Origin of the sequence: Streptomyces sp. NPDC020731 (genome assembly GCF_044334705.1) — a bacterium.
Classification (GTDB): domain Bacteria; phylum Actinomycetota; class Actinomycetes; order Streptomycetales; family Streptomycetaceae; genus Streptomyces.
The window spans coordinates 53,145-79,048 of sequence record NZ_JBIRTN010000001.1 but is presented as its reverse complement, the minus strand read 5'-3'; the positions used below and the strand labels follow the sequence as shown (position 1 = coordinate 79,048).

General features: G+C 71.6%; 18 protein-coding genes. 1 reads left to right on the top strand and 17 read right to left on the bottom strand.

Going from position 1 to position 25,904, the window contains the following annotated elements:
• Positions 1 to 64 precede the first annotated feature (64 nt).
• From ACH4VX_RS00360 to ACH4VX_RS00290, 15 genes are all read right to left on the bottom strand, one after another.
• Positions 65 to 1,561 carry a D-ribitol-5-phosphate cytidylyltransferase gene (locus tag ACH4VX_RS00360; RefSeq protein WP_398364598.1) on the bottom strand — a complete coding sequence of 499 codons (1,497 nt, stop codon included), beginning with the start codon at positions 1,559 to 1,561 and terminating at the stop codon, positions 65 to 67.
• A 225-nt stretch (positions 1,562 to 1,786) separates the two neighbouring features.
• Entirely contained in the window at positions 1,787 to 2,965 is a 1,179-nt protein-coding gene (locus ACH4VX_RS00355; protein WP_398364596.1) for a hypothetical protein, read from the bottom strand.
• Between the two features lie 91 nt (positions 2,966 to 3,056).
• A complete protein-coding gene (locus tag ACH4VX_RS00350; protein WP_398364594.1) occupies positions 3,057 to 4,607 on the bottom strand; it encodes an alkaline phosphatase D family protein in 1,551 nt (516 codons plus the stop codon).
• Positions 4,608 to 4,804: 197 nt separating this feature from the next.
• Positions 4,805 to 6,319, bottom strand: a complete 1,515-nt coding sequence (locus ACH4VX_RS00345; RefSeq protein ID WP_398364592.1) for an FG-GAP-like repeat-containing protein — start codon at positions 6,317 to 6,319, stop codon at positions 4,805 to 4,807.
• Between the two features lie 99 nt (positions 6,320 to 6,418).
• On the bottom strand, positions 6,419 to 7,873 hold the full coding sequence (obgE, locus tag ACH4VX_RS00340) for a GTPase ObgE (RefSeq protein ID WP_398364591.1): 1,455 nt from the start codon (positions 7,871 to 7,873) through the stop codon (positions 6,419 to 6,421).
• 103 nt (positions 7,874 to 7,976) lie between these two features.
• Positions 7,977 to 8,231: a 50S ribosomal protein L27 gene (rpmA, locus tag ACH4VX_RS00335; protein ID WP_003990207.1), complete on the bottom strand. Its 255-nt coding sequence runs from the start codon at positions 8,229 to 8,231 to the stop codon at positions 7,977 to 7,979.
• Between the two features lie 14 nt (positions 8,232 to 8,245).
• Positions 8,246 to 8,566, bottom strand: a complete 321-nt coding sequence (rplU, locus tag ACH4VX_RS00330) for a 50S ribosomal protein L21 (RefSeq protein WP_033525816.1) — start codon at positions 8,564 to 8,566, stop codon at positions 8,246 to 8,248.
• Positions 8,567 to 8,782: 216 nt separating this feature from the next.
• Positions 8,783 to 9,376: a dTDP-4-dehydrorhamnose 3,5-epimerase gene (gene rfbC / locus ACH4VX_RS00325; RefSeq protein ID WP_398364588.1), complete on the bottom strand. Its 594-nt coding sequence runs from the start codon at positions 9,374 to 9,376 to the stop codon at positions 8,783 to 8,785.
• An 11-nt stretch (positions 9,377 to 9,387) separates the two neighbouring features.
• A complete protein-coding gene (locus ACH4VX_RS00320) occupies positions 9,388 to 11,376 on the bottom strand; it encodes a glycosyltransferase family 2 protein (RefSeq protein ID WP_398364587.1) in 1,989 nt (662 codons plus the stop codon).
• A complete protein-coding gene (gene rfbD, locus ACH4VX_RS00315; protein WP_398364585.1) occupies positions 11,373 to 12,296 on the bottom strand; it encodes a dTDP-4-dehydrorhamnose reductase in 924 nt (307 codons plus the stop codon). The genes ACH4VX_RS00320 and rfbD overlap by 4 nt, the downstream gene beginning before the upstream one ends.
• A gap of 115 nt (positions 12,297 to 12,411) precedes the next feature.
• On the bottom strand, positions 12,412 to 13,401 hold the full coding sequence (gene rfbB, locus ACH4VX_RS00310) for a dTDP-glucose 4,6-dehydratase (protein WP_398364583.1): 990 nt from the start codon (positions 13,399 to 13,401) through the stop codon (positions 12,412 to 12,414).
• Complete coding sequence (locus ACH4VX_RS00305) at positions 13,398 to 14,465, bottom strand: glucose-1-phosphate thymidylyltransferase (protein WP_398364581.1); 1,068 nt, start codon at positions 14,463 to 14,465, stop codon at positions 13,398 to 13,400. The genes rfbB and ACH4VX_RS00305 overlap by 4 nt, the downstream gene beginning before the upstream one ends.
• Before the next feature lie 217 nt (positions 14,466 to 14,682).
• Entirely contained in the window at positions 14,683 to 18,945 is a 4,263-nt protein-coding gene (locus ACH4VX_RS00300; protein WP_398364580.1) for an Rne/Rng family ribonuclease, read from the bottom strand.
• Between the two features lie 261 nt (positions 18,946 to 19,206).
• A complete protein-coding gene (locus ACH4VX_RS00295) occupies positions 19,207 to 19,983 on the bottom strand; it encodes a TIGR03936 family radical SAM-associated protein (RefSeq protein WP_398364578.1) in 777 nt (258 codons plus the stop codon).
• A 48-nt stretch (positions 19,984 to 20,031) separates the two neighbouring features.
• Positions 20,032 to 21,204, bottom strand: coding sequence for a hypothetical protein (locus ACH4VX_RS00290; RefSeq protein ID WP_398364576.1), 1,173 nt, complete (start codon positions 21,202 to 21,204; stop codon positions 20,032 to 20,034).
• Between the two features lie 272 nt (positions 21,205 to 21,476).
• On the opposite strand from ACH4VX_RS00290, the gene ACH4VX_RS00285 reads away from it, so the two are divergent.
• A complete protein-coding gene (locus ACH4VX_RS00285; protein WP_398364575.1) occupies positions 21,477 to 22,187 on the top strand; it encodes a DUF2637 domain-containing protein in 711 nt (236 codons plus the stop codon).
• Between the two features lie 58 nt (positions 22,188 to 22,245).
• Here ACH4VX_RS00285 and ACH4VX_RS00280 read toward each other — a convergent pair whose 3' ends face one another.
• Entirely contained in the window at positions 22,246 to 24,195 is a 1,950-nt protein-coding gene (locus ACH4VX_RS00280) for a TIGR03960 family B12-binding radical SAM protein (protein ID WP_398364573.1), read from the bottom strand.
• A 64-nt stretch (positions 24,196 to 24,259) separates the two neighbouring features.
• Positions 24,260 to 25,825 (bottom strand): CHAD domain-containing protein, encoded by a 1,566-nt coding sequence (locus tag ACH4VX_RS00275; protein WP_398364571.1) that lies wholly within the window; start codon positions 25,823 to 25,825, stop codon positions 24,260 to 24,262.
• Positions 25,826 to 25,904 lie beyond the last annotated feature (79 nt).

Here is a 25,904-nt window from a genome sequence, read left to right as displayed (position 1 = left end):
GACTAATCGCGTGAACAGGAGGCCACGGAGGCCTGAATTACGGAAGATTATTTAGCGGCAATTATTACACGCCGTCCTGACGGTCCAACACCGACGCCAGCGCCTGCTCGAACCCGGTGGCCCGCGCCGCACCCGCCGTCGGGTCCTGCTGCCGCACGTCGATGACATGGCCGGTGAGCTCGGACAACAGCACGTCCAGCGAGGTCCGGGCCACCGCCTCGGAGGACAGCAGGCTGCCCGCCGGCTCCTGCCCGAAGGCCTTGGTGCGCATCGGCGTGGCGGTGCGCTCCGGGTTGATGCAGTTCACCCGGACGCCGTCACCGGCCCACTCGTCGGACAGGGCCTGGGTGAGGTTCACCATCGCGGCCTTGGTCGAGGAGTACAGGCTGTACTCGGCGCGCCCCCGGGTGTAGCTGCTGGAGGTGTACAGCAGCAGCTGACCGTTGGTCTCGGCGAGGTACTTGTAGGCCGAGCGGGCGATCTGCACCGGGGCCAGGTAGTTGACCTTCAGCGCCTCCTCGATGGTGGCGTTGTCGGTCTCGGCGAGCTTGCCGATGCGCAGCACGCCCGCGGTGTTGACGACGTAGTCGATGCGGCCGGTCTCGCCGTACGCCTTGGACAGCGCGTCGTCGACCTCCTCCGGGTTCTCCACGTGGGTGCCGGTGGTGGAGCGGCCCAGCGCGTAGACGGTGGCGCCGTAGGACTCGGCGAGCTGGGCGATGTCCTGGCCGATGCCGTACGAACCGCCGAAGACCACCATCGTCTTGCCGGTGAGCAGCTCGCGGTAGGTCTCCTCGGAGACCTGCTCGGGCGTGGCGGTGGAGGCCAGCTGGAAGAGCTTGTCGGCGATGAAGACGTCGACCGGCTGGGTGACCTTCATGTTGTACTCGTCGCCCGCCACGACGTGGATCGGCACGTCCGGCAGGTACTTGAGCACGACCGAGCAGTCGTCCGTGGCCTGGAAGTTGGGGTCGCCGGCGGCGACCTCGTAGGCGCGGCGGACGGTGGACAGCTTGAAGGCCTGCGGGGTCTGGCCGCGGCGCAGCCGGGAGCGGTCCGGGATCTCGGTGATGAACTCGCCGTCCTCGCCGTGCGTGCGCGTGACGATGATGGTGTCCGCGGACGGGATGGCCACGTCGACGGCCTGGAAGCGCTCCAGCGCGGTCACGCAGTCGTCGATGACGCGCTGCGACAGCAGGGGGCGCACGGCGTCGTGGAAGAGGACGTTGCGGTCCTCGCCCTCGGCCAGGCCCTCGCCGAGCGCGGCGATGGCCCGCTCGGTGGTCTCGTTCCGGGTCGCGCCGCCCTCGATGACCTTGGTGACCTTCGTGAACCCGGCCTTGGCGACGATCTTCTCGATCTCGGGCACGTATCCCGGCGCCATCAGCACGATGATGTCGTCGATCGAGTCGGCCTTCTCGAAGGTGGTCAGGGTGTGCTCGATGACTGCCTTGCCGGCGATCTTCAGCAGCTGCTTGGGGATCGACAGACCCACCCGCTGACCGGTACCGCCGGCCAGGATCACTGCGGTGGTACGGGGCTTGGCTATGTGCTGGGACACAGGTGACCTACCTTGGGGCGACAGGGAACTTCGAAATGGTCCCACTTGTGGTTACCGCAGTGCAAGGTGAGCGACCTCCGCCGCATATGTGCGCGCCACCTGTCATTCACCTACGACTCCGGGCGCCCGGTGGGGGTTCCCGGGACGCACCGTGAATTCTTGTGAGTAACTCCACAGGAGTTATGCCATTGCTGTGCGTGACAGGCGTGACACCACCCGGTCGGCTCAGCGCAGGCGCAACCGTTTCAGGCAGCGGTGACCGAGGACCTTCACGAGTTCCTTCGACGATGTCCGGTGAACGGTACGCCCCTTGTCGGTGCCGTTCGTCGCGGCGACCGTGGCGAGCATCCCGAACAGGGCCTGCGCGGCCACCTCGGGAGCGAGCCGCGGCTCGCCCGCCGGCCCTGCGGACGCCGGTACGCGGGACAGTGACTCCGGGTCGCCGAGGACCCGTACGCCCATGGAGCCGATGCGCGCGGCCGTCTCGGCGCCGATCCCGGCGGCGGCCTCCAGGGCCCATCGCGGGGTACGGATCTTCACGTCCCGCGGGGCGGGGCTGCACGAGTTCTTCATATGCGCGATCGCGCCGTGCCGCACCAGACTCGAATACAGCTCTTCCGGAAGCTCATTGCCGCGGAATTCCTTGTTAAGATTCCGCAGCATTTCGGTCTCGGCGAGGGTGAGGGAACGATTCGCGGTCTCCGGGACCGGCCGCAGCAGCCCCTCGGGCAGCCCAAGCAGCGCCTCGAAGGTGCGCATCAGCGCGTCCCGGTCGCGGTCGTCGACCACGACGACGGTCACCCGGTCGGGGCCGGTCGCCTCGACCCACCGCTCGACCAGCCGGTCGTGCCGGTGCCGCCGCCAGAAACTGGGGGTGGGCCGGTCGTACGGGGGCCGGCGGAGCATGTGCTCCAGCCACGGCTCGTAGCCCAGCCGCAACCCGTTCTGCACGTACTGCTGCCACTGCGAGGGCAGGATCCGCGCCAGGGGCCGCAGGGTGACCAGGACGTGCACGCGGTCGGCGCCGAGCTGCTCGACGATCCGGGCGATCGCCGTCCCGTCCTCGGCGTCGGCGAAGAACTCGCTGCTGATCACGGAGGTGCGCCGCCCGGTGGCCCGCACCTGGTCCAGCAGCCGCTGCCAGTGGCGCTCGGTGGGGGCGGTGTCCCCCATCATCGCGGGCCGGGCGCAGGCGGCGAGGACTGCCTCGATCGGGTGCCGGCTGTGCGCCGGGAAGTCGACGCCGTGCCGCGCCATCTCCTCCTTCGCGGCGAACAGCGCGCCCTGGACGGCGGTGGTGCCGGTTTTGTGCGGACCGATGTGCAGCAGCCGGGTGCCGGCGGGCAGCGGGGGGATCGCGGCGTCGGCGGCCGGAAGTTCTTCTCTCGTACAGTCCGTGTCCATGCCGAGGCACGGTAGGACGGCTCGCTGAGGATGCCGTGAGAGGAGCCTGGGACCCACCTGAGTGCCGGGCTCCTCCCGTCGTGCGGCGGGCTCAGACGAGGTGCACGCCGGGGCGTCCGGCCTCGACCCGCAGCCTGGCCAGGGTGCTCGGCGTGGCCTGCGGCTTCACCACGGTGTCCACCACCCGCACGCTCGCGTCGATGCCCTCACGGCGGATGTCGAACAGGTGGTAGCCGCGGTGGGCGTCGAGCAGCTTCCAGTGCGGGTTGTCCGCGCGTCGCGGGTCCCACTGCGCGCGGAACGCGGCGTGGTCCTGGTCGCCGTTGCTGGAGATGGACGTGCCGACGAACTCGGCGCCCACGACCGCCGACCCGGGGTCGGCGAAGTCCGCCTTGAGGTCGCTGATCATCGTCAGGTGGCGGTCGCCGGTGAGCACGACGGGGTTGCTGACCCGGCGGAGCTCCTGGAGCAGGGCGCCTCGTTCGGCCTGGTAGCCGTCCCAGGCGTCGTAGAACCAGAGCTTGCCCTCGCCGACCTGGAGGTCGGTCTCGGCCATCATGATCTGGGAGGCGATCAGGTTCCAGCGGGCGGGCGAGTGGCGCAGCCCGTCGACCAGCCAGCGCTTCTGCGCGGCCCCGAGCATGGTCAGCGACGGGTCCTGGGCGCCTTCCTGGGTGGTGGCCTGGTCACTGCGGTACTGGCGGGTGTCCAGCACGTTGAGCCGGGCGAGCCGGCCGAAGTCCAGCCGGCGGTGCATGCGGATGTGCGGGCCGTCGGGTACGGCGGTGGCGCGGACCGGCATGTGCTCGTAGTACGCCTGGTAGGCGGCCGTCAGCCGGGCGACGAACGGGTCGTGCGCCTGCTTGTCGGGGTCCTGCGGGATCTCGCCGGCGAAGTCGTTGTCGACCTCGTGGTCGTCGAAGGTGACCACGAAGGGTGCGTTCGCGTGCATCTCCGCGAGGTCCGGGTCGGAGCGGTACTGGGCGTACCGGTTGCGGTACTGGGTGAGGCTGTACGGCTCACCGGTGCCCTCGTGGCGTCGTACGCCGGTCGCCGAGGGGGTGGACTCGTAGATGTAGTCGCCGACGAACACCACGACGTCCGGGTCCTGGTCCAGCATGTCGGCGTACGGGGTGAAGTAGCCGTGCTGCCAGTTCTGGCAGGAGGCGAGCGCGACCTTCAGCCGACCGCCGAAGCTGTGCGGGGCGGGCGCGGTACGGGTGCGGCCGACGCGCGAGAGCTGCCCGCCGGCACGGAAGCGGAACCAGTACGTGGTGTCCGGGCGCAGCCCGCGTACGTCCACGTGAACGCTGTGCCCGTACGTGCGCCGGGCCGGGGCGACGCCCCGGCGGACGACCTTCCTGAAGCGGGCGTCCTGGGCGATCTGCCACTCCACGGCCACGGTGCGGCCGGGCATGCCGCCGCCGTTCAGCGGGTCCGGGGCGAGCCGGGTCCACAGGACGATCCCGTCGGGCAGCGGGTCGCCGGAGGCCACGCCCAGGCTGAACACGCCGTCGGGCAACTTCGCTTCGGCGGCGCGCGCGGTGGCCGGCAGCCACAGCTGGGCGGAGGCGGCGGCGCCGAGCACGGCGGCACCGGCGGTCAGGACACGGCGGCGGTCGGGCTGAACTGCTCCGGTCATCGGCGGACTCCCCTGCGTCGTGCGGCGCTCGGACACTGGGAAGTTCGCGGTCCGGGCGGTCCGTCCGCTGAACACCACGGTTCGCGTGCATGACAAGCAGGGGGACAACGGGAAACCCGTCGCGGTACGGGAACATCCCGTGGCCACGACGGGTCCGTCGGGTGAGCGGCGGGCGACGGGCGACGCGGCCCGTGCCGTCAGTCGGTGAAGGCGAGGCCCAGCTGGGCCCCGGTGGCCACCGTGCCGAGGGTGCCCGCGCCGAAGGTCCCGGCGCCGCCCGCGACGGCCGTCGGGGAGGAGCGGAAGTACCACACCGACCCGGCACCGGAGTTCTCCCCCGGCGCGCCGACGGCGAGGTCGGCGCGTCCGTCGCCGTTCGTGTCACCGAGGTGGGTGGCCCGGCCGAACCTGTCGTTCTTCTCGGCGGTGCCCGGCACGTTCGCGGTGTTCTGGGTGACCGTCAGGGCGCCGGCGCCGGTGAGCCCGTTCGCGGTGCCGCGCAGCACGACGACGGCGCCGGCCGCGGACACGCTGCCGAGGTCCTCGCCGGGCACTCCGGTGACGACGTCCTGGTAGCCGTCGCCGTCGACGTCGCCGACGTGGACGTCGGTGCCGAAGGCGTCGTCGTCCTCGGCGGTACCGGGCACGCCGGGGCGGTCCTGGTTGAGGAAGACGGCCTTCACCCCGTCGGGCCCCTCCGGGGTGCCGGGGATCCAGGTGACCCGGCCGCCCTTGACGTACGGGTTGTCGAGGTCGCTGTCGTATCCGTCCACGGCCCGGCCGACCACGATGTCGTCGTAGCCGTCGGCGTTCACGTCGCCGACGTCGAGGTTCTCGCCGCCCTGCAGGCCGGCGCCGTCGATGTCGTAGACGAGGGTGAAGGGGTTGAGCGCGGTCCGGTCGCCCAGCCAGTACACGACCCGGCGGGCGTCGTACTCGTCGCCGTCGTTCTCGGTGGCGACGACGTCGGTGAGGCCGTCGCCGTTGACGTCACCGGCGGCGAGGTCGAGGACGCGGCTGTCGTACACGTCCTTCACCACCTGCTCGCCGCCCGGGCCGGCGCCGTCCCGGCCGAAGGGGCCCTTGAGGATCCGCAGGTCGTGCAGGTTCTCCACGGTCACCACGTCCGGGCCGCCGTCGCCGTTGACGTCCCCGACGGTCAGGTGGCCGGCGGCACCGAGCGCGTCGTGGGCGTTGTGCCCCGACGCGAGCGCGGTGCCGCCGGACAGCCCCCGGGGCCCGCCCCACAGCACCTCGACCAGCCCGGCGTCGGCTCCTCCGTCCTCGGTGTCCTCGCGGGCGACGCCGACGACGAGGTCGGCGTAGCCGTCCCCGTCGAGGTCGGCGGTGGTGAGCGCGCTGCCGAACTCGTCGTCCGTCTCGGCGCTGCCGGGGACACCGGCGGTGTTCTGGTGGAACACCTGCTTGCTCGCGGGGCGCAGCCCGTTCGCGGACCCGTACAGCACGGCGACGTACCCGGCGCCCTTCTTGCCCGCGACGGTCGCGGCGGGCGCGGCCACGGCGAGGTCCGCGTAGCCGTCGCCGTTGAAGTCGTCGCGCGGCTGTGCGGTGCCGGCGGCCGGTCCCTCGGCGGGCGCGGCGTACGCGCCGGGCACCGCGAGGGCGCCGGCGACGACGAGGGCCACGCCGGTCGCGAGCGCGATCCGTGCGGGGCGGGTGAGGTTCCTGTGGCGTGGAGAAGGCGCGGCCATGGCGGGCGTCCTGTCGTAGAACCGGTCGGGTTGCCGTTCAGTACGACTGGCCGGAACACCCGTTGGTTGCCCGGGTGTTCACCATGACCTCACCCGCAGTCACTCCGACTGGAACGGCTCGAAGCCGTCGTACTCCTGCTCGGACTCGTCCCGTTCGGCCTGCTTGTCGCGACGACGCTGGGCCGCCGGGCGGGGCGCCTCCAAGCGGTGGTCCTCACCGCGCCGGCCGAGCATCTCCGCGCCGGCCATGACGGTCGGCTCCCAGTCGAAGACGACCGCGTTCTCCTCGGGTCCGATCGCGACACCGTCACCGGACCGGGCACCGGCCTTCATCAACTCCGCCTCGACACCGAGGCGGTTGAGCCGGTCGGCGAGGTAGCCGACGGCCTCGTCGTTGTTGAAGTCGGTCTGGCGCACCCAGCGTTCGGGCTTCTCACCGCGCACACGGAACAGCGGCTCACCGTCGATGTCCTCGCGGGTGACGGTGAAGCCGGCGTCGTCCACGGCCTTGGGCCGGATGACGATGCGGGTCGCCTCCTCCTTGGGCTTGGCGGCCCGCGCCCCGGCCACCAGCTCGGCGAGCGCGAACGACAGCTCCCTCAGCCCCATGTGGGCGACGGCCGACACCTCGAAGACCCGGTAGCCGCGCGCCTCCAGGTCGGGGCGCACCATCTCGGCGAGGTCCTTGCCGTCGGGGACGTCGATCTTGTTGAGGACGACGAGGCGCGGGCGGTTGCCGAGACCGCCGTACTGCCGCAGCTCCTCCTCGATGATGTCGAGGTCGGAGACGGGGTCGCGGTCGGACTCCAGCGTGGCGGTGTCCAGCACGTGCACGAGCACGCTGCACCGCTCGACGTGCCGCAGGAACTCGAGGCCGAGCCCCTTGCCCTGGCTGGCCCCGGGGATGAGGCCGGGCACGTCGGCGATGGTGTAGACGGTCGACCCGGCGGTGACGACACCGAGGTTCGGGACGAGGGTGGTGAAGGGGTAGTCGGCGATCTTCGGCTTGGCGGCGCTGAGCACGGAGATCAGCGACGACTTGCCGGCGCTCGGGTAGCCGACCAGTGCCACATCGGCGACGGTCTTGAGCTCCAGGACGATGTCCTGCAGGTCCCCCGGCACGCCGAGCAGCGCGAACCCGGGCGCCTTGCGGCGCGCGGAGGCGAGGGCGGCGTTGCCGAGCCCGCCGCGTCCGCCCTGGGCGGCGACGTACGAGGTCCCGTGCCCGACCAGGTCCGCGAGGACGTTGCCCGCCCTGTCGAGGACGACGGTCCCGTCCGGCACGGGGAGGACCAGGTCCTGGCCGTCCTTGCCGCTGCGGTTGCCGCCCTCACCGGGCTTGCCGTTGGTGGCCTTGCGGTGCGGGGAGTGGTGGTAGTCGAGGAGGGTCGTCACGGACTGGTCGACGGTGAGGATCACATCGCCGCCGCGCCCGCCGTTCCCGCCGTCGGGCCCACCGAGCGGCTTGAACTTCTCACGGTGGACGGAGGCACAGCCGTGGCCTCCGCTACCCGCGGCGACATGCAGCTCGACGCGGTCCACGAAGGTGGTCATGGGATGTGCCTCCAGTTACTACGGGAATGTCTCTTGCCTAACACGCGAAAGGCGGACCCGCTTCCCGTGGGGGAAGTGAGGTCCGCCTCGCGAAAGCGTCCGGTCAGGCGACCGGGACGATGTTCACGACCTTGCGGCCACGGTGGGTGCCGAACTGCACCGAACCGGCCTCCAGCGCGAACAGCGTGTCGTCGCCGCCACGGCCGACGCCGGCGCCCGGGTGGAAGTGGGTGCCGCGCTGGCGGACCAGGATCTCACCGGCGTTGACGACCTGACCGCCGAAGCGCTTCACGCCGAGCCGCTGGGCATTGGAGTCGCGACCGTTCCGGGTGGACGATGCGCCCTTCTTGTGTGCCATGTCTCCTCAGTCCCTTACTTCGCAGCCGCGGGGATCTCAGTGACCTTGATCGCCGTGTACTGCTGGCGGTGGCCCTGACGACGGCGGTAGCCGGTCTTGTTCTTGTAGCGCAGAATGTCGATCTTCTGGCCCTTGTGGTGGTCCACGACCTCGGCCTGGACCTTGATGCCGGCCAGCACCCACGGGTCGCTGGTCACAGCGTCGCCGTCGACGACGAGCAGGGTCGAGAGCTCGACCGTGTCGCCCACGTTGGCAGTGGAAATCTTGTCAACCTCAACGATGTCGCCGACAGCAACCTTGTGCTGCCGACCACCGCTGCGCACGATGGCGTACACGCGGATCTCACTCTCACTCGAAGATCGGCACCCCCGCAGGCCAGCCGCCCGGCCAGGAACACGGACGACCTCTTCCGGCCACCGGAGCACCCGGAAGGAAAAGGTTTACGGGGATGTGGCGGCCCCTATGGACACGCCGACGGTCAAGGCTACGGGGCCGTGGCCGAACGGGTCAAACCGGCCCCCCGGAGGGAGGGCCGGTCCCGCCCGGACGGTTCAGCGGCCGAGGCCCTCCCGGTAGGCCACGCACGCCTCGTAGGAGGGGAGGAGGCCCTGGTCGCGGGCCTCGGCCAGGGTGGGGGCCTGCTCGTCCTTGGGGGAGAGGAGCGGAGCGAGGTCCGCGGGCCAGTCGATGCCCAGGGCCGGGTCGAGGGGGTGGATGCCGTGCTCCCGCTCGGGGGCGTAGCCCTCGGAGCAGAGGTAGACCACGGTGGCGTCGTCGGTGAGCGCCATGAAACCGTGGCCCAGGCCCTCGGAGAGGTAGACCGCGTGGTGGTCGCGGTCGTCCAGGCGGACCGCCTCCCACTGGCCGAAGGTGGGCGAGCCGGTCCGGATGTCCACGATCACGTCGAGGACCGCGCCGCGCACGCACTTGACGTACTTGGCCTGGCCGGGCGGCACGTCGGCGAAGTGGATGCCGCGCAGGGTGCCCCGGCTGGAGACGGACATGTTGGCCTGGGCGAGCGTGAGCGGATGGCCCGCCGCCTCGGTGAAGACCGGGGCCTTGAACCACTCGTGGAAACTGCCCCGGCCGTCGGGGAAGATCTTCGGCTCGTGCACCCAGGCACCGGAGAGGGAAAGGGGTCGCATCGAAGGGGTCCTCAGCTCTTCTTCTGCTCGTTCATCAGTGCGCGCTTGATCCGCCCGGCGGCCCTGCGCCACAGCGGGCGGGGCTGGGCGGGCTTCTTCGGGGCCGACCGCCCGGCGGGCGGGGTGTGCCGGTCGATCACCCGGGCGGTGCCGTCCTCGGCGACCACCACGTCGACCGGAAGGCGGGTCCATTTCGGCTCGCCGCGGCCGGCCGACGGCACGCCGATCCGGACGGCCCAGCGCTTCCCGGTGAGCTTGTCCAGCGGCAGCGTGGCGGTCACCGTACGGCCGTCGGTCACGGCGTCGGCCGGGTACTTGCCCACGTTCTTGCGTTCGAAGCGGAGCCGCACCGGGTCCCCGGCGTCCGCCGTGCCGTGCAGCGGCAGCGGGAGCCGTACGGCCGAGCCCTCGACCACGGCCCGGGCCGGGTCCATCAGGGCCACCGCCTCGCGCTCCAGCTTGTTCGTGTGCTGGTCCACGTCGAGGGAGAGGTTGCCCGGCCCGTCGGTCCAGTACGGCAGCACCAGCCGCCTCGGCTCGCCGGTGAGCGCGGCCAGCCGCCCGGCGTCCACGTCCTCGCCGCGCACCGCGCCGAGCCGGGTCTCCTTGCTCCAGCCGCAGGACTTGATGCGCAGGTGCAGGTCCCACAGGCCCTTGTCCAGGGGCTCGCCCGCGGCCGCCGTCTCCGGATCGAGAACGGCGCGCGCGGTGATCCGCTGACGGAAGGAGCCGTCCCCCGCGTCCACGCGGTGCAGCTCGCACTCGACCGGGAGGTAGAACTGCCTGGCGTCCTCCCGGTGACGGACCACCAGGTCCACGTCGCTCCTGCCGACCGGGGCCTCCAGGGTGATGTCCTGGCCGGCCAGCGCCTCGAGCGCCTTGTCGGACAGCGGCAGGCCGAGCAGGTCGCGCTCGCCGTCCCGGCGGAAGGTCATCGGCTCGCCGTCGACCTGGTACTCGGAGGTGAAGCCGACGTTCAGGACGCCGTCCTCCCAGGCCAGGGAGGACAGGGTGCCGGTGGGCTTGATCCCGGCCTCCCAGCGGGCGAGGGCGCGGACGTCCTCGTAGAGGTCGGCGGCGATCAGTCCGGCCACCACCCGCTGGGTGGGGGCGACCCGCTCGAACACGCCCGGCCCGAACCGCTCGGTGATCACACCGCGGATCTCGCGGTACAGCTCCTCGGCGTAGTCCTCGGGGAGCTTGAGCAGCCGGTTTCCGCGCAGCCGCTCGACCATCTCGTTGCGCAGCCAGCGGCTGAACAGCTTGTCGCGCAGCGGACCGGGCTCGGTGAGCTCCTCGACGACGTCGAGGGCCTCGCGGAGGTTGGTGAAGTAGCCGACCGGGTCGAAGCGCTGGAAGCCGGCGTTGGAGCCGTCGTCACGGGTGATGTGGTAGTAGCACAGGTAGTCGCCGAGGACGGCGACGCTCCTGGCCCGCAGGTACGCCTCGACGACGAAGACGTGGTCCTCCAGCCGGCGGCGGCCCTCCTTGAAGCGCATGCCGTGCTGCTCGAGGAACTCCCGCCGGAACATCTTGTGCGGGGTGAGACTGTCGATCAGCGGCGCGTTCTCCACCGTGGCACGCGGCCGGTTGACCCGGAACAGCTCCTGCGGGACCGGGCGGCCGATGCCCGCCATCTTGCCCACGACCACGTCGGCGTCGTTCGCCTTGCCGTAGTCGTACATCCGCTCCAGGGCTTCGTCGCCGAGCCAGTCGTCGTGGTCGACGAACATGACGTACTCGCCCCGGGCGGCGTCGATGCCGGTGTTGCGGGGCTTGCCGGACCAGCCGGAGGCCTCCTGGTGGACGACGTGGAAGTGGGCGTGCTCGGCCGCCAGTTCGTCCAGCCGGGCGGGGGTCTCGTCGGTGGAGCCGTCGTCGACGAAGAAGACCTCGAACTCGTCGGGGGTGAGGCTCTGCCGGAGCAGACCGTTGATGCAGTCCTCGACGTACTTGCCCGGGTTGTAGACCGCGATGACGACGCTGACCTTGACTGTCACGCCGGGTTCTCCTTCTCGTGGACCCGGTGGATCTCCGGGAACGCCTCGGTGAGGGCCGCACGCCAGTCGCGCAGCGGTTCGATGCCGGCCGCGGCGAAGCGCTCGTGGCCGAGCACGCTGTACGCCGGGCGGGGGGCGGGGCGGACGAACGCCTCGCTGGTGGTGGGGCGGACCCGGTCCGGGTCGGTGCCGAGCAGGCGGAAGATCTCGCGGGTGAAGCCGTACCAGGTGGTCTCGCCGGAGCTGGTGCCGTGGTAGACGCCCGCCGGGGCGGTACCGGCCAGGGCTCCGCGCCCCAGCTCGATCAGCAGGCCGGCCAGGTCGGCGCTCCAGGTGGGCTGGCCGCGCTGGTCGTCCACGACGTCGAGGGTGTCCTTGAGGCCTTCCAGCTTGATCATCGTACGGACGAAGTTGCCTCCGCCCGCTCCGTACAGCCAGGCGGTGCGGACGACGTAGCCGCGGTCCGGGAGGGTGTTCAGGACGGCCTGCTCGCCGGCCAGCTTGGTGCGCCCGTAGGCGCTGCGCGGGGCGGTCGGGGCGTCCTCGGCGTACGGGGCGGTGGCGTCACCGGGGAAGACGTAGTCGGTGGAGACGTGCAGCAGGACGGCGCCGGTGCGGGCGCAGGCGGCCGCGAGGTGGGCCGGGCCGTCGCCGTTGATCGCGAGCGCCTCGGCCTCGCGGGTCTCGGCGTCGTCCACGGCGGTCCAGGCCGCGCAGTTGACGACCACGGCCGGCCGGTGGTGTTCGAGCGCCTGCCGCACGGCGTCGGCGTCCGTGAGGTCCAGCGCCGCCCGCTCCAGGGCGGTGGCCTGCTCCCCCGCCGCGGCCAGCCGGGCCAGTACGTCCTGGCCGAGCATCCCGCCCGCCCCGGTGACCAGCCAGCCGGCCGGCGTGTTCACCTGTTCCGTTGTCGGGTTCATCCCTCTTCCTGTCCTCCGTGCCGGATGGCGCGGGCCCCGGGCGGGATCCGGGACGCGCGGGAAATGCCTGAACGGGCCCGGGACGGTCCCGGGCCCGCGCGAGACGGGTGGCGCGTCAGCTCAGCGCCGCACGCTCCTTCAGCGGCTCCCACCAGGTGCGGTTGTCGCGGTACCACTGGACGGTTTCGGCGAGGCCCTGCTCGAAGCTCTTGCGGGGCTCGTAGCCCAGTTCCTCGCGGATCTTGGTGCAGTCGACGGAGTAGCGGCGGTCGTGGCCCTTGCGGTCCTCGACGTACTCGACGCTGGTCTCCCAGTCGGCACCGCACGCCTTCAGGAGCAGCCCGGTGAGCTCCTTGTTGGAGAGCTCGGTGCCGCCGCCGATGTTGTAGATCTCGCCCGCGCGGCCCTTGGTGCGGACCAGCTCGATGCCCTGGACGTGGTCGTCGATGTGCAGCCAGTCGCGGACGTTGCCGCCGTCGCCGTACAGCGGGACCTTCTTGCCGTCGAGGAGGTTGGTGACGAAGAGGGGGATGACCTTCTCGGGGAAGTGGTGGTGCCCGTAGTTGTTGGAGCAGCGGGTGACGCGGACGTCCAGGCCGTGGGTGCGGTGGTAGGACAGCGCGATCAGGTCGCTGGACGCCTTCGCCGAGGAGTAGGGCGAGTTGGGCTCCAGCGGGTGGGTCTCGGGCCAGGAGCCCTCGTCGATCGAGCCGTAGACCTCGTCGGTGGAGATGTGCACGAAGGTCTTGACGCCGGCCCGGTGCGCCGCGTCGACGAGCGTGTGGGTGCCGACCACGTTCGTGCGGACGAACTCCGCGCCGCCGTCGATGGAGCGGTCGACGTGGGACTCGGCGGCGAAGTGCACCACCTGGTCGTGCTCGGCCATCAGCTTGCCGACCAGCTCCGGGTCGCAGATGTCGCCCTGCACGAAGGCGAACCCGGGGTGCTCGCGCACCTCGTCGAGGTTGGCCGGGTTGCCCGCGTACGTCAGCTTGTCCAGGACGGTGACCGCGACGTCACCGGGGCCCTGGGGGCCGAGCACCGTACGGACGTAGTGCGAGCCGATGAAGCCGGCACCGCCGGTCACCAGGATCCTGGTAGTCATGAGGAGATCTGCACCTTGCTGTGATCACCGAGCACGAGCCGGTGGGCCTTGGGGTTACGGGGAGCGGGCGTGACCTCGACGTCGCGCCCGATGAGCGAGGCCTCCACCCGGCGCACACCGGTCACGGACGCGCCCCGCAGGACGATGGAGTACTCGATTTCGCTGTCCTCGATCCGGCAGCCCTCGGACACCGAGGTGAAGGGGCCGATGTACGCGTCGTTGACCACCGTACCGGCGCCGATGACCGCGGGCCCGACGATCCGGCTGCCGCTGACCCGGGCGCCTTCCTCGATGCGCACCCGGCCGATGATCTCGCTGGCCTCGTCCACCGTGCCCGCGCTGTGGGGCTCCAGGGTCTCCAGGACGGACCGGTTGACCTCCAGCATGTCGGTGACGTTGCCGGTGTCCTTCCAGTAGCCGGAGATCGTGGTGGAGCGGACGTCCCGCTTCTGGTCGATCAGCCACTGGATGGCGTGCGTGATCTCCAACTCGCCGCGCCAGGACGGCTCGATGGAGCGGACGGCCTCGTGTATGGCCGGGGTGAACAGGTAGACGCCGACGAGGGCCAGATCGCTCTTCGGCTGCTTCGGCTTCTCCTCCAGGCCCACCACGCGGCCGTCTGCGCCGAGTTCGGCGACACCGAAGGAGGTGGGGTTGGGAACCTTGGTCAGCAGGATCTGCGCGTCGGGCCGCTCGGTGCGGAACTCCTCCACCAGGCCGGTGATGCCACCGACGATGAAGTTGTCGCCGAGGTACATGACGAAGTCGTCGTCACCGAGGAAGTCCTGGGCGATGAGCACGGCGTGCGCGAGCCCCAGGGGCGCTTCCTGCGGGATGTAGGTGACCTCGATGCCGAACCGGGAACCGTCCCCCACCGCCTCGCGGATCTCGTCCGCGGTGTCACCGACGATGATCCCGACCTCGGTGATCCCGGCGTCGGCGATCGCTTCCAGGCCGTAGAAGAGCACGGGCTTGTTGGCGACCGGCACGAGTTGTTTGGCAGAGGTGTGGGTGATCGGACGGAGGCGGGTCCCCGCTCCCCCGGAAAGCACGAGAGCCTTCACGTGTGGCGCCCCAATACTGTGGACCTTGATAGGGGCAGGAAACCCCTGTTTGTCTGACTTCGCAGTAGATCTTTGGGCACATCATAACCACGTGGCAGGAACAACGATTCACCGGCCATTCACGCATTCGAACCCCCAGTGGCCGCCCAATGACAGAAAAGTGATCCGCCCCCGGAGGAAACCGGGGGCGGATCACGATCACCGAACGATCCGGAGGTCAGTCCTCCGTCGAGGCGGTCACCGACGACGGCGGCTGCTGGGCCGCCGCCGCGGTCTTCTTCGACGCCGTCTTCTTCGCGGTCGTCCTGGCGGCGGCCGACTTGGTGGTCTTCGCCGCCGTCTTCTTGGCCGCCGTCTTCTTGGCGGCGGTCTTCTTGGCCGCCGTCTTCTTCGTGGCAGCCTTCTTCGCCGTGGCCTTCTTGGCCGCCGTGCGGGCGGTCTTCTTGGCCGGGGCGGCTTCCGCCTCCTCGGCGGGCTCGTCGGACGGCTTCTCGGCAGGCGCCTGCTCCTCCACCGGCGCCGACGGGACGACCACGACGGCCGTGTCCTCGGACGCGGTGGACGTGCTCGCCTTGCGCACCGCGCGGCGGCGCGGGCGGGCCGGGGCCTCGGCCTCGGCGGGCGCCTCGGACGGGGCCTCCCCGGACTTCGGCCCGGGCACCTCGGCGACCGGGGCCGCGGGCTCCGCGACCGTCACCACCGCGGCCTCCGCTCCCGCCGGGGAACCGGCCGGCGCGGACACCTTGCGGGTGGCCCGGCGACGCGTACGGCCCTTGGGCGCGGCCTCCTCGGCGACCGGCGCGGCCTCCTCGACGACCGGCGCGGGGACCACCGCGTCCTCGACGGCCGCGGGCTCGGCCAGTGCCTCGGCGGCCGGCTCCGGCCGCACCGGACGCGCGGCCTCCTCGGCGGCCGTCACGTCCTGCGCCGTCGGGACCTCGGCCGCCGCCCGCTCGCTCTCCTCCGCCTTCCGCCGCTCGGCCCTGGCGGTCTCCCGCCTCGGCGCGCCCGCCGGGGCCGACACCCGCCGGCTCGCCCGGCGGCGCGTGCGCCCACGGGTGGCCGCGGCCTCCGCCTCGGCGGCGCTGCTGTACAGCTCCTCGTCGGGGACGAACTCAGGCGCGGGGAGCGCGACCGGCTCGGCGGCCTCGGCGGCGACCTCGGCCGCCGTCTCCGTCTCCGCCTCCTGCTCGGCCGTCTCCACATCCACGGCGGCCTCGTGCTCGTGCGGCTGCTCCGCCGCGCCGGCCCGCGCCCGCTTCCGGCGCTTGCCGCCACCGGCGGCGGGCTGGTCCAGGTGCACGATGACACCGCGCCCGTTGCAGTGGACGCAGGTCTCCGAGAACGACTCCAGCAGGCCCTGGCCGACCCGCTTGCGGGTCATCTGGACCAGGCCCAGCGAGGTCACCTCGGCGACCTGGTGCTTCGTACGGTCGCGGCCCAGGCACTCGAGGAGGCGCCGCAGAACGAGATCCCTGTTGGACTCCAGCACCATGTCGATGAAGTCGATGACGATGATGCCGCCGAGGTCGCGCAGCCGCAGCTGACGCACGATCTCCTCGGCCGCCTCCAGGTTGTTCCTGGTGACCGTCTCCTCGAGGTTGCCGCCCTGACCGGTGAACTTGCCGGTGTTGACGTCGACGACGACCATCGCCTCGGTCCGGTCGATCACCAGCGAACCGCCGCTGGGCAGCCACACCTTGCGGTCCAGCGCCTTGGCGAGCTGCTCGTCGATCCGGTACGTGGCGAAGACGTCGACCTCGCTGGTCCACTTCTGCAGCCGGCCGGTCAGGTCGGGCGCGACGTGGGCGACGTACCCGTGGACGGTCTCCCAGGCCTCGTCACCGCTGACGATGACCTTGGTGAAGTCCTCGTTGAAGATGTCCCGCACGACCCGGACGGTCATGTCCGGCTCGCCGTACAGCAACGTCGGCGCGCTGCCGCCGCCGTTCTTGGACTTCTGCTTGATCTCCTCCCACTGCGCCTGCAGCCGCTCGACGTCCCGGCGCAGCTCGTCCTCGCTCGCGCCCTCGGCGGCGGTGCGCACGATGACGCCCGCGTCCTCGGGGACGATCTTCTTGAGGATGGTCTTCAGCCGGGCCCGCTCGGTGTCGGGCAGCTTGCGGCTGATGCCGGTCATCGAGCCCTCGGGCACGTACACGAGGTAGCGGCCCGGGAGGGAGACCTGGCTGGTGAGGCGGGCACCCTTGTGCCCGATCGGGTCCTTGGTGACCTGGACCAGGACCGACTGCCCCGACTTCAGCGCGGACTCGATACGGCGCGGGCCGCCGGACATGCCGAGCGCCTCGAAGTTGACCTCACCGGCGTACAGCACGGCGTTGCGGCCCTTGCCGATGTCGATGAAGGCGGCCTCCATCGACGGCAGCACGTTCTGCACCTTGCCGAGGTAGACGTTGCCGACGTACGAGGTCGCCTGCTCCTTGTTGACGTAGTGCTCGACGAGCACGTCGTCCTCCAGGACGCCGATCTGCGTACGGTCGCCGTGCTGGCGGACCACCATCACGCGCTCGACGGCCTCACGGCGGGCCAGGAACTCGGCCTCGGTGATGATCGGCACCCGGCGGCGGCCCTGCTCACGGCCCTCGCGGCGGCGCTGCTTCTTCGCCTCCAGACGCGTGGAGCCCTTGATGGACTGCACCTCGTCCGACGGCTCGGCCTTCGGACGCGGCTCGCGGACCTTGACGACGGTCCGCTCGGGATCGTCGGAGGACTGCTCGGCCTCGCCGCCGCTGTCACCGGCACGGCGACGACGGCGACGACGGCGACGGCTGCTGCTGGACCCGGAGTCCTCGCGGTCCTCGGCCGACTCGGCGTCGTCCTCCGCGTCCTCCTCGTCCTCCTCGACCTGCTCGGCCGTGTCCTCGGCGTCCTGGGCTGCCTGTTCGGCGCCGGCGTCCGCGGACTCGCCGCCCTCGATGTCGGTCTCGGCGGAGTCACCACGCCGGCGGCGACGGCCGCCGCGGCGACGGCGACGACGCGAACCGGCGGCCTCGCTGTCGTCCTGGTCGTCGGCCTCGGCGTGGTCCTCGGACTGCTCCTCGGCCTCCTCCGCCTCGTCCTCGGCGCGGGTCACGGGAGCGGCCTCGAGCTCGTCGCCCGCACCCCGGCGCCGGCGACGGCGGCGGGAGGCGGCGGGCTGCTCCTCCGGGAACTCCTCGGTCTGCTCCGGCTCCGCCACCGGTTCGACGACCTCGGCGGCCGCTTCGGCGGCGGCCCGCTCCGGGGTCTGGAAGCGGGGCTCGGTGAACACCGGCGGCTGGAACACGGCGACGGCCGGACGCGCGGGGCGCCGCGGCGAGGAATCCGCCTCGCCGGACTCGGCGGGCTCGGCGAAGCCGGCGGCGGCCTTACGGACCACCCGGCGCCGGCGCCGCGGAGCGGCCTCGTCGGCACCGGTCTCGGAGGTCTGCGCGGGCTCGGGGGCCTGCGCGGGCTCGGGGGTCTCGGTCACCGGGGCCTCCTCGGCGGCGGGCGCGTCGGCACGCCGCGTGGCGCGACGCCTGGTCCGGCGCGGAGCGGCGTCCTCGGACGTGCCGGCGGCGGGCTCCACCGTCTCGGCGGCCTCGGGTGCCTCGGCGGTGACTTCGGCGGTCTCGGTGGTGGCCTCCGAGGAGGTCACACTGCGCGTGGCCCGGCGCCGGGAACGGCGCGGGGCCGCCTCCTCGGCGGCGGTTTCCACGGCCTCGGGAACAGCCGCCGGGGTTCCGGAAGCCGTCTCCGGGGTTTCGGCGATCGCCTCCGGCGAGGTCACACTGCGGGTCGCCCGACGCCGGGAACGGCGCGGAGCCGCCTCCTCGGCGGCGGTTTCCACGGCCTCGGGAACAGCCACCGGGGTTCCGGAAGCCGTCTCCGGGGTTTCGGCGATCGCCTCCGGCGAGGTCACACTGCGGGTCGCCCGACGCCGGGAACGGCGCGGAGCCGCCTCCTCGGCGGTGGCTTCCACGGCCTCGGGAACAGCCGCCGGGGTTCCGGAAGCCGTCTCCGGGGTTTCGGCGATCGCCTCCGGCGAGGTCACACTGCGGGTCGCCCGACGCCGGGAACGGCGCGGAGCCGCCTCCTCGGACGTGTCCGCGGCGACGGCGGGCCGCTCGGGAGCCGGAGTGCTCCCGGGCGCGGCGGACGTCGCCGGTACGACGGTCTCGGCGGCCTCCGCCGACTCCGGTGCCCCGGCCGGCGCGACCGCGCGGCGGACCACACGACGACGCCGGGGCGCGGCGGCCGGGGCCTCGACGGGCTCGGTCTCCTGCTCCGCCTCGGCGTCCTCCTGCTCCACGAGCTCATCGGGCTCGGGGTCCTCCGCGGCCGGTACGGCCGGCGCGACGGTCTCGGCCGTCGTGTCGGGCGCACCGGCGGGCGGGCCCGCCGGGCGGGACGCGGCACGGCGCCGCCGCCTCGGCGGCAGGGTGTCGCTGGGGGTGTTCTGTTCGGAGCCCTCGGTGGGCTCGATCGGTTCGAGCATGCGGGCATTTCTCCCGTCGGGCTCCCGGGCGCCGCACCTGGTCCGGCGATGCCGGTGACGTCCGCGGCTCGCGCATTGCGCGATCGCCGCCGTCCGGGGCGCGGGCGCCGCACGGGAGCACTCTGTGTCCTGTCTCGCCGGTTCCGTACGCCGAATGCGTACGGCCTGGCGAAAGTCTTCTGGTCGGTGCGCTGCCCGACCCAGGTGGCTCCCGGGTTCGAGGGCTGCGCTTACGACGTCCGTCCCTTCGCGGGACCTTCCTTACGCCGGCACCGTCGCGGCGGCAGTGGCGTCGGCCGGTTGCGGCTCGGTCGCTGCTGCCTCGCGGTCGGGCGCGAGCGGGTCGGTCACCGTGCCGGTCTCTTCATCGAGCAGCCCCTGCGCCAGCCTGGTCACCGCTGCGGGGACCGGCGGCGCCAGGTCGGCCACGGCGCGGAGACCGGACAGGACGTCGTCGGGTCGTACGGCAGGCGTCACGTGCCGAACAACCAGCCGCAGTATCGCACAGGGCCGGCCGGTCGGCCTATCAGCCGGCGACGAGTGCGTTTCCGCGCTCTCCAGCCCCACGACCGCCGAGCGGGCGTCGAAGGTGCGGACGCCGTTCTTGGTCCGGCGCTGGACCTCGACGGTCCCGGCCGCGTTGAAGACGTCCACCGCACGGCGGGCGTCCTCGGGGCCGACGCCGTCCAGCCGCAGCTCCCACACGGAAGCCGTCAGCCGGTCGGCGAGACCCGATGTGCGGGCCTCGACCGCCTCGACGATGTCGAGCCCGGCGGGCATCGACTCGTCGAGCAGGGCCCGAAGCCGCTCGGGGTCACGCGGCTCGGTGAGCGCGATCTCCAGGTACTCCGCCTCACTGCCCGTGCCGGTGGGTGCGGCATTGGCGTACGACACCTTCGGGTGCGGTGTGAACCCCGCCGAGTACGCCATCGGCACCTCGGCACGGCGCAGCGCACGCTCGAAGGCGCGCTGGAAGTCACGGTGGCTGGTGAACCGGAGGCGGCCGCGCTTGGTGTAGCGCAGTCGGATGCGCTGCACCGCGGGTGCGGGCGGCGGGCCTTCGGGCTGTCGCTTGCCCAGTGTTCTTCAGTCCTTCGTGAGAGCGGTCGTACTGCCACCAAGAGTACGTGCCTCCGGGCCGGTAGGTTCCCGCCGGTGCGTGAGCTGCGGTTTCCTTCCCGCAGGGGCCGGTTCGCGGACCGGCTCGGCGGCCGGTCCGCCCAGCAGCGTCCGGCGGAAGTCGGCGCGCGCCCGCCGTGCCGACGCGCGGGCGGCGGCGAGGGCCTGCCGGGTGGCCCGGCCCGCCGCGCGGGCGGCATTCCCGAGAGGCCGCAGCACCGTGTCGCGCACCACGTGCCCCACCGGGGTAAGCACACTCCGGTACACCCACCGCACCGGCTCCACGAACACCCGCCAAAAGAGCGTCCCCAGGAACCGCCCCACGGCGAGCGAGATGTGCCCGGCGACGCGCCAGGCATGCCCGAGGGCGGCCCCGGCCTCCCGCGCGACGACCGCGAGCACACGGCCGACAGGCACCAGGACCCAGCGCCACACCGCGAGCGCGGGCAGCACCAGCAGGATCCGGGTGATCCAGTACAGCCCCGTGCCGATCCCGGCGACGATCGTCGTCACCAGCCGCACCAGACCCTTCGCGCACCAGGCGACCGCCCGCCCCACCGGCGTCAGGATCCACCGGTACAGCCACGCCGAGGGCACGACGACGAGATACCGCCCCAGCCACACCACCCCCTTGCCGAGCGGCACGAGGGCATACCGCCACAACCCCACGAACGGCCACACGAACACCGCCCGCCCCAGCCACAGCACTCCCGTCCACACCCCGGCCCCGATCGCGGCGAGCACACGGCCGATCGGCGTCAGCACGCGCGCGTACAGCCACACGACCCCATGACCGAGGGGAGTCAGCACATGGCGGTAGAACGCGATGGCCGGAAGGACCACCAGCACCTTCCCGAGCCACGCCACCCCCTTGCCGGACGGCACGAGGACATACCGCCACAACCCCACGAACGGCCACACGAACACCGCCCGCCCCATCCACAGCAGCGCCCGTCCCAGAGGCCGCAGCAGCGTGTCGTTCAGGAACCGCCCGGCGACGACCAACACGTCCCAGACCATCCGCACCGGCACGACCAGCACCAGCACCACGATCCGCACCGGGATGCGGATCGCCACGATGAGACACCCCTCACCCGCGGGCGCGGCGGCCGGCGGACCGGCCGGCTTCTCGAGATCCATACCTACGGAGACGCAGACCCGGCCCGCCCGGATCCCACCCTCATGATGTTGTTTACCTCATATGCTGAACGCCGATCGGACATAAGAATTCCGCGACTTATGTAAAACAATTTACCCTACGGCCGTTCACTCATTCGCCACGCATCCAAGTGAAACAGCCACCGTTAGTCGCTGTATGACGAAGGCACGCATGCCCGGGCTCATCAGGCCCGACGGGGGGAATTCGTGGAAATCCGGCCTCGCCGACCACTGGATCGGCGAGGCCGGTTGACATGAATGACGAACGCTACGACCCTCTCGTCTACGCGGAACCCATGGAATCGTCCGTGCCGCACTGGGACCCGGCCGAGGAACTCGCCTATCTGCTCCAGGAAGCCCGCAGCGAGGAATCCTCCAGGGCCACCATGCCGGGGCCCCGCGAGGAAACCTCGATCACCGCTCCCCCGGCCGGCAGCCCCATGGGCAACCTGCAGGAGATCACGGCGGAACTGCCACCCCTGCGCGCGGCACCGCGCGGCCACCGCAAACCCCCGCGCAGACGCCCCGACGCGCTGCGCCTCGCCAGCTACGCCATCGCCGCCCTGGCGGCGGTCACCGTGTCGATGGTGAGCGTCTTCAGCGGCATCGTCACCTACGAACCCCTGCTCCTCGTCACCACGGCCCACAGCAACGGCAGTTCCTCGGCCTGGTGGCCAGTACTGGTCTACGGCCCCTGGCTGGCGGGCTCGTTGTCCATCCTCCGCGCGGCACTGCACCAACGACGGGCGCTGCACTCGTGGTTCGTCGTCCTTCTCTTCTCGACCGTCGCGGTGATGCTCTGCGTGGCCCAGGCGCCCCGCACGATCACCGACACCGCCGCCGCGGCTCTCCCGGGCGTAGCCGCCCTGGCCTGCTTCCAGCAACTCGTCCGCCAGATCACCCTGACCCGGCCGCCCCGCCGCGCCACCCCCCGTCACCGCCAGTACCGGCGCGACCTTCCGTAGCCCCGGTGACGCACGGAAGCCCCCTTCGCACACGAAGGGGGCTTCCGTGCGTCACCGCTCAGGAAGCGGGCGCCGCGTTCTTGACCGTCAGCGGCAGCAACTTCTTGCCGGTGGGGCCGATCTGGATGGACGTGTCCATCTGAGGACACACGCCGCAGTCGAAGCACGGGGTCCAGCGGCAGTCCTCGACCTCCGTCTCGTCGAGGGCGTCCTGCCAGTCCTCCCAGAGCCAGTCCTTGTCGAGGCCGGAGTCGAGGTGGTCCCAGGGGAGGACCTCCTCGTAGGTGCGCTCGCGGGTGGTGTACCAGTCGACGTCCACGCCGAACTGCGCGAGGGCCTTGTCGGCGCAGTTCATCCAGCGGTCGTACGAGAAGTGCTCGCGCCAGCCGTCGAAGCGGCCGCCGTCCTCGTAGACCGCGCGGATGACCGCGCCGATGCGGCGGTCGCCGCGCGAGAGCAGGCCCTCGACGATGCCGGGCTTGCCGTCGTGGTAGCGGAAGCCGATCGAGCGGCCGTACTTCTTGTCGCCGCGGATCTTGTCGCGGAGCTTGGCGAGGCGCTCGTCCGTCTGCTCGGCGGAGAGCTGCGGGGCCCACTGGAAGGGGGTGTGCGGCTTGGGGACGAAGCCGCCGATGGAGACCGTGCAGCGGATGTCGTTGGAGCCGGAGACCTCCCGGCCCTTGGCGATCACGCGGGTGGCCATGTCGGCGATCTGCAGGACGTCGTCGTCGGTCTCGGTGGGCAGGCCGCACATGAAGTACAGCTTCACCTGGCGCCAGCCGTTGCCGTAGGCCGTGGCGACGGTCCGGATGAGGTCGTCCTCGGAGACCATCTTGTTGATGACCTTGCGGATGCGCTCCGAGCCGCCCTCGGGGGCGAAGGTGAGGCCCGAACGGCGGCCGTTGCGGGTCAGCTCGTTCGCCAGGTCGATGTTGAAGGCGTCGACGCGGGTGGAGGGGAGGGAGAGGCCGATCTTGTCCTCCGTGTAGCGGTCGGCCAGGCCCTTGGCGATGTCGCCGATCTCCGAGTGGTCGGCGGAGGACAGGGAGAGCAGGCCCACCTCCTCGAAGCCGGTCGCCTTCAGTCCCTTGTCGACCATGTCGCCGATGCCGGTGATCGAGCGCTCCCGGACCGGGCGGGTGATCATGCCGGCCTGGCAGAAGCGGCAGCCGCGGGTGCAGCCGCGGAAGATCTCCACGGACATGCGCTCGTGGACGGTCTCGGCGAGCGGGACGAGGGGCTGCTTGGGGTAGGGCCACTCGTCGAGGTCCATGACCGTGTGCTTGGAGACGCGCCACGGGACGCCCGACCTGTTCGGTACGACGCGGGCGATACGGCCGTCGGGGAGGTACTCGACGTCGTAGAAGCCGGGGACGTACACCCCGCCGGTCTTCGCCAGGCGGAAGAGGAGTTCCTCGCGGCCGCCGGGGCGGCCCTCCTCCTTCCAGGCGCGGACGATCCGCGTGACCTCCAGGACGGCCTGCTCGCCGTCGCCGATGACCGCGCAGTCGATGAAGTCGGCGATCGGTTCGGGGTTGAAGGCGGCGTGGCCGCCGGCCATGACGATCGGGTCGTCGAGGCCGCGGTCCTTGGCCTCCAGCGGGATGCCGGCCAGGTCCAGGGCGGTGAACATGTTGGTGTAGCCGAGCTCGGTGGAGAAGCTCAGGCCGAACACGTCGAAGGCCTTCACCGGGCGGTGGCTGTCGACCGTGAACTGCGGGACGTCGTGCTCCCGCATCAACGCCTCGAGGTCCGGCCAGACGCTGTAGGTGCGCTCGGCGAGCACGCCGTCCTGTTCGTTGAGGACCTCGTAGAGGATCATGACGCCCTGGTTGGGCAGTCCGACCTCGTAGGCGTCGGGGTACATGAGCGCCCAGCGGACGTCGCAGCTGTCCCACGGCTTGACCGTGGAGTTGAGCTCTCCGCCGACGTACTGGATCGGTTTCTGCACATGCGGGAGGAGAGCTTCGAGCTGCGGGAACACAGACTCGGCGGCTTCGGCAGGCATCTCGCGAACCTTTGTGTGCTGAGTGGGGTGACCATTCAGCGTAACGCGGCCGGAGGGGTACTCCCTACGTTGTCCAGGGCCGAAGGTCCTTGGTGAGCGATGTCCAGGCTTCGGGGAGGGCCGCCTCGGCGAGCTCCGCGCGGCGTTCCTCGCGGCCGTGGAGGACGCCGTGGGTGAAGGCGCTCTCGCCTGCCGCGTGGGCGACGGCGGCGAGTTCGCGGAGGGTCTGTCGGGCCATGACGCTGTCCTGGTGGTCGCCGAGCAGGCCCTGGAGCGACTTCATGGCCTTGACGAGGCCGTTCGCCGGTCTGCCGAGTGCGGGGGTGGCGGTCTCGGCGGCGTAGCGGGTGCGCTTGGTCTTCTTGCGTGCTTCGTGCAGGGCGACGTCGCGGTCGGTGCCGGGTGGGAGGTCCAGGGCCCGGGTGACGAGGCCGGTGAGCTTGTCGAGGTCCTTGCGTACGGCCTTGGTGAGGACCTTGTCCGGTGTGGCTCGGGCCTTCTTGCGCAGGGGCGGGTCGGCGAGCAGGGCGTCCAGGGCGTCGAGGAGGGTGAGGTACCGGCGGGAGTCGAGGATGCCGGTGAGGTGGCCGTGGGCTCCGGTGTGGCGGGCCTCGGCCCAGGTGGTGAGCCGGTCGCCCACGGGGCCGGCGACGAGGGCGTCGGGCAGGCCGGCCAGGGACGACCGGAGGCGTTCGGCGAGGACCTCCTGGTCGCGGTCCAGGCCCAGCTCTGCGGCCAGCCACTTCAGGTCGGCGCCGACGGGGTCGGTCGCCTCGCGGTCGAGGACGGTGCGGAAGGAGCGGAAGGTGCTGCGCAGGCGGCGGGTGGCGACTCTCATGCGGTGCACGGAGTCGGGGATGTCCTGGCGTACGGCGGGGTCGAGTTCGACGAGGGCGTCGCGCTGGGCGCGGACGTAGGCGAGGACGTGGTCGCCGGCGGTGACGGGTTTCCCGATCGTCCGTGACCTGCGTTTCTGCCGCGGGGCCGCCTCCGGTGCCGTGGCGGGTGCCGTCGCCGCGGCCGGGGTTTTGTCCGGTGCCGTGTCGGCCAGTGCTCTGGCCAGTTTCGAGGTCGAGGCCGAGGGGCGTACGCCGGCCTTGCGCAGGCGTTTCTCCACCTTGTCGAGGAAGGCGGGGTCGCCGTCGTCGGCGAGTTCGACCTCGATCTCGGTCCACCGGGCGGTGCCGCCGGTGCCGGTGAGGCGTTCGGCGTGGACGGTGTCGGCGCTGACCTCGGCGAGCAGCCGGCCGTCGGCGTCCACCAGGTGGCGTACGTCGCGGTCGGAGCGCAGCCGGACGACGGGCAGCAGTTCTCTGTCGCGGACGCGGGAGCGGACGAGGGCGGCGAGTTCGTCCGGGAGGGTGTCGGAGAGCGGTGCGTGGATCTCGTCGCGCACTCCGGGGGCGACGGGGAACTTCAGATGCCAGCCGGCGTCGGAGCCGCCGGTGCGGCGGCGCAGGGTGACGGAGGACGCGGCGAGGCGTTCGTCGGCGGTGTCGTGGTAGGTGGCGTCGAGGTGGGCGATGCCCCTGTCGAGGACGGTTGCCACGCCGGGGACGCGGGTCAGGTCGGGCAGTCCGCCGTCGTCGGACTCGTACTTTCGCTCGATCTCGCGCTTGGTGTCCGCCATGAGGCGAATCTATCCGCCAAAGGTGAATCTAGTCGTGGGTGCGGAGCGGCAGTGGACCACCGCTCCGCGCCCACGACGG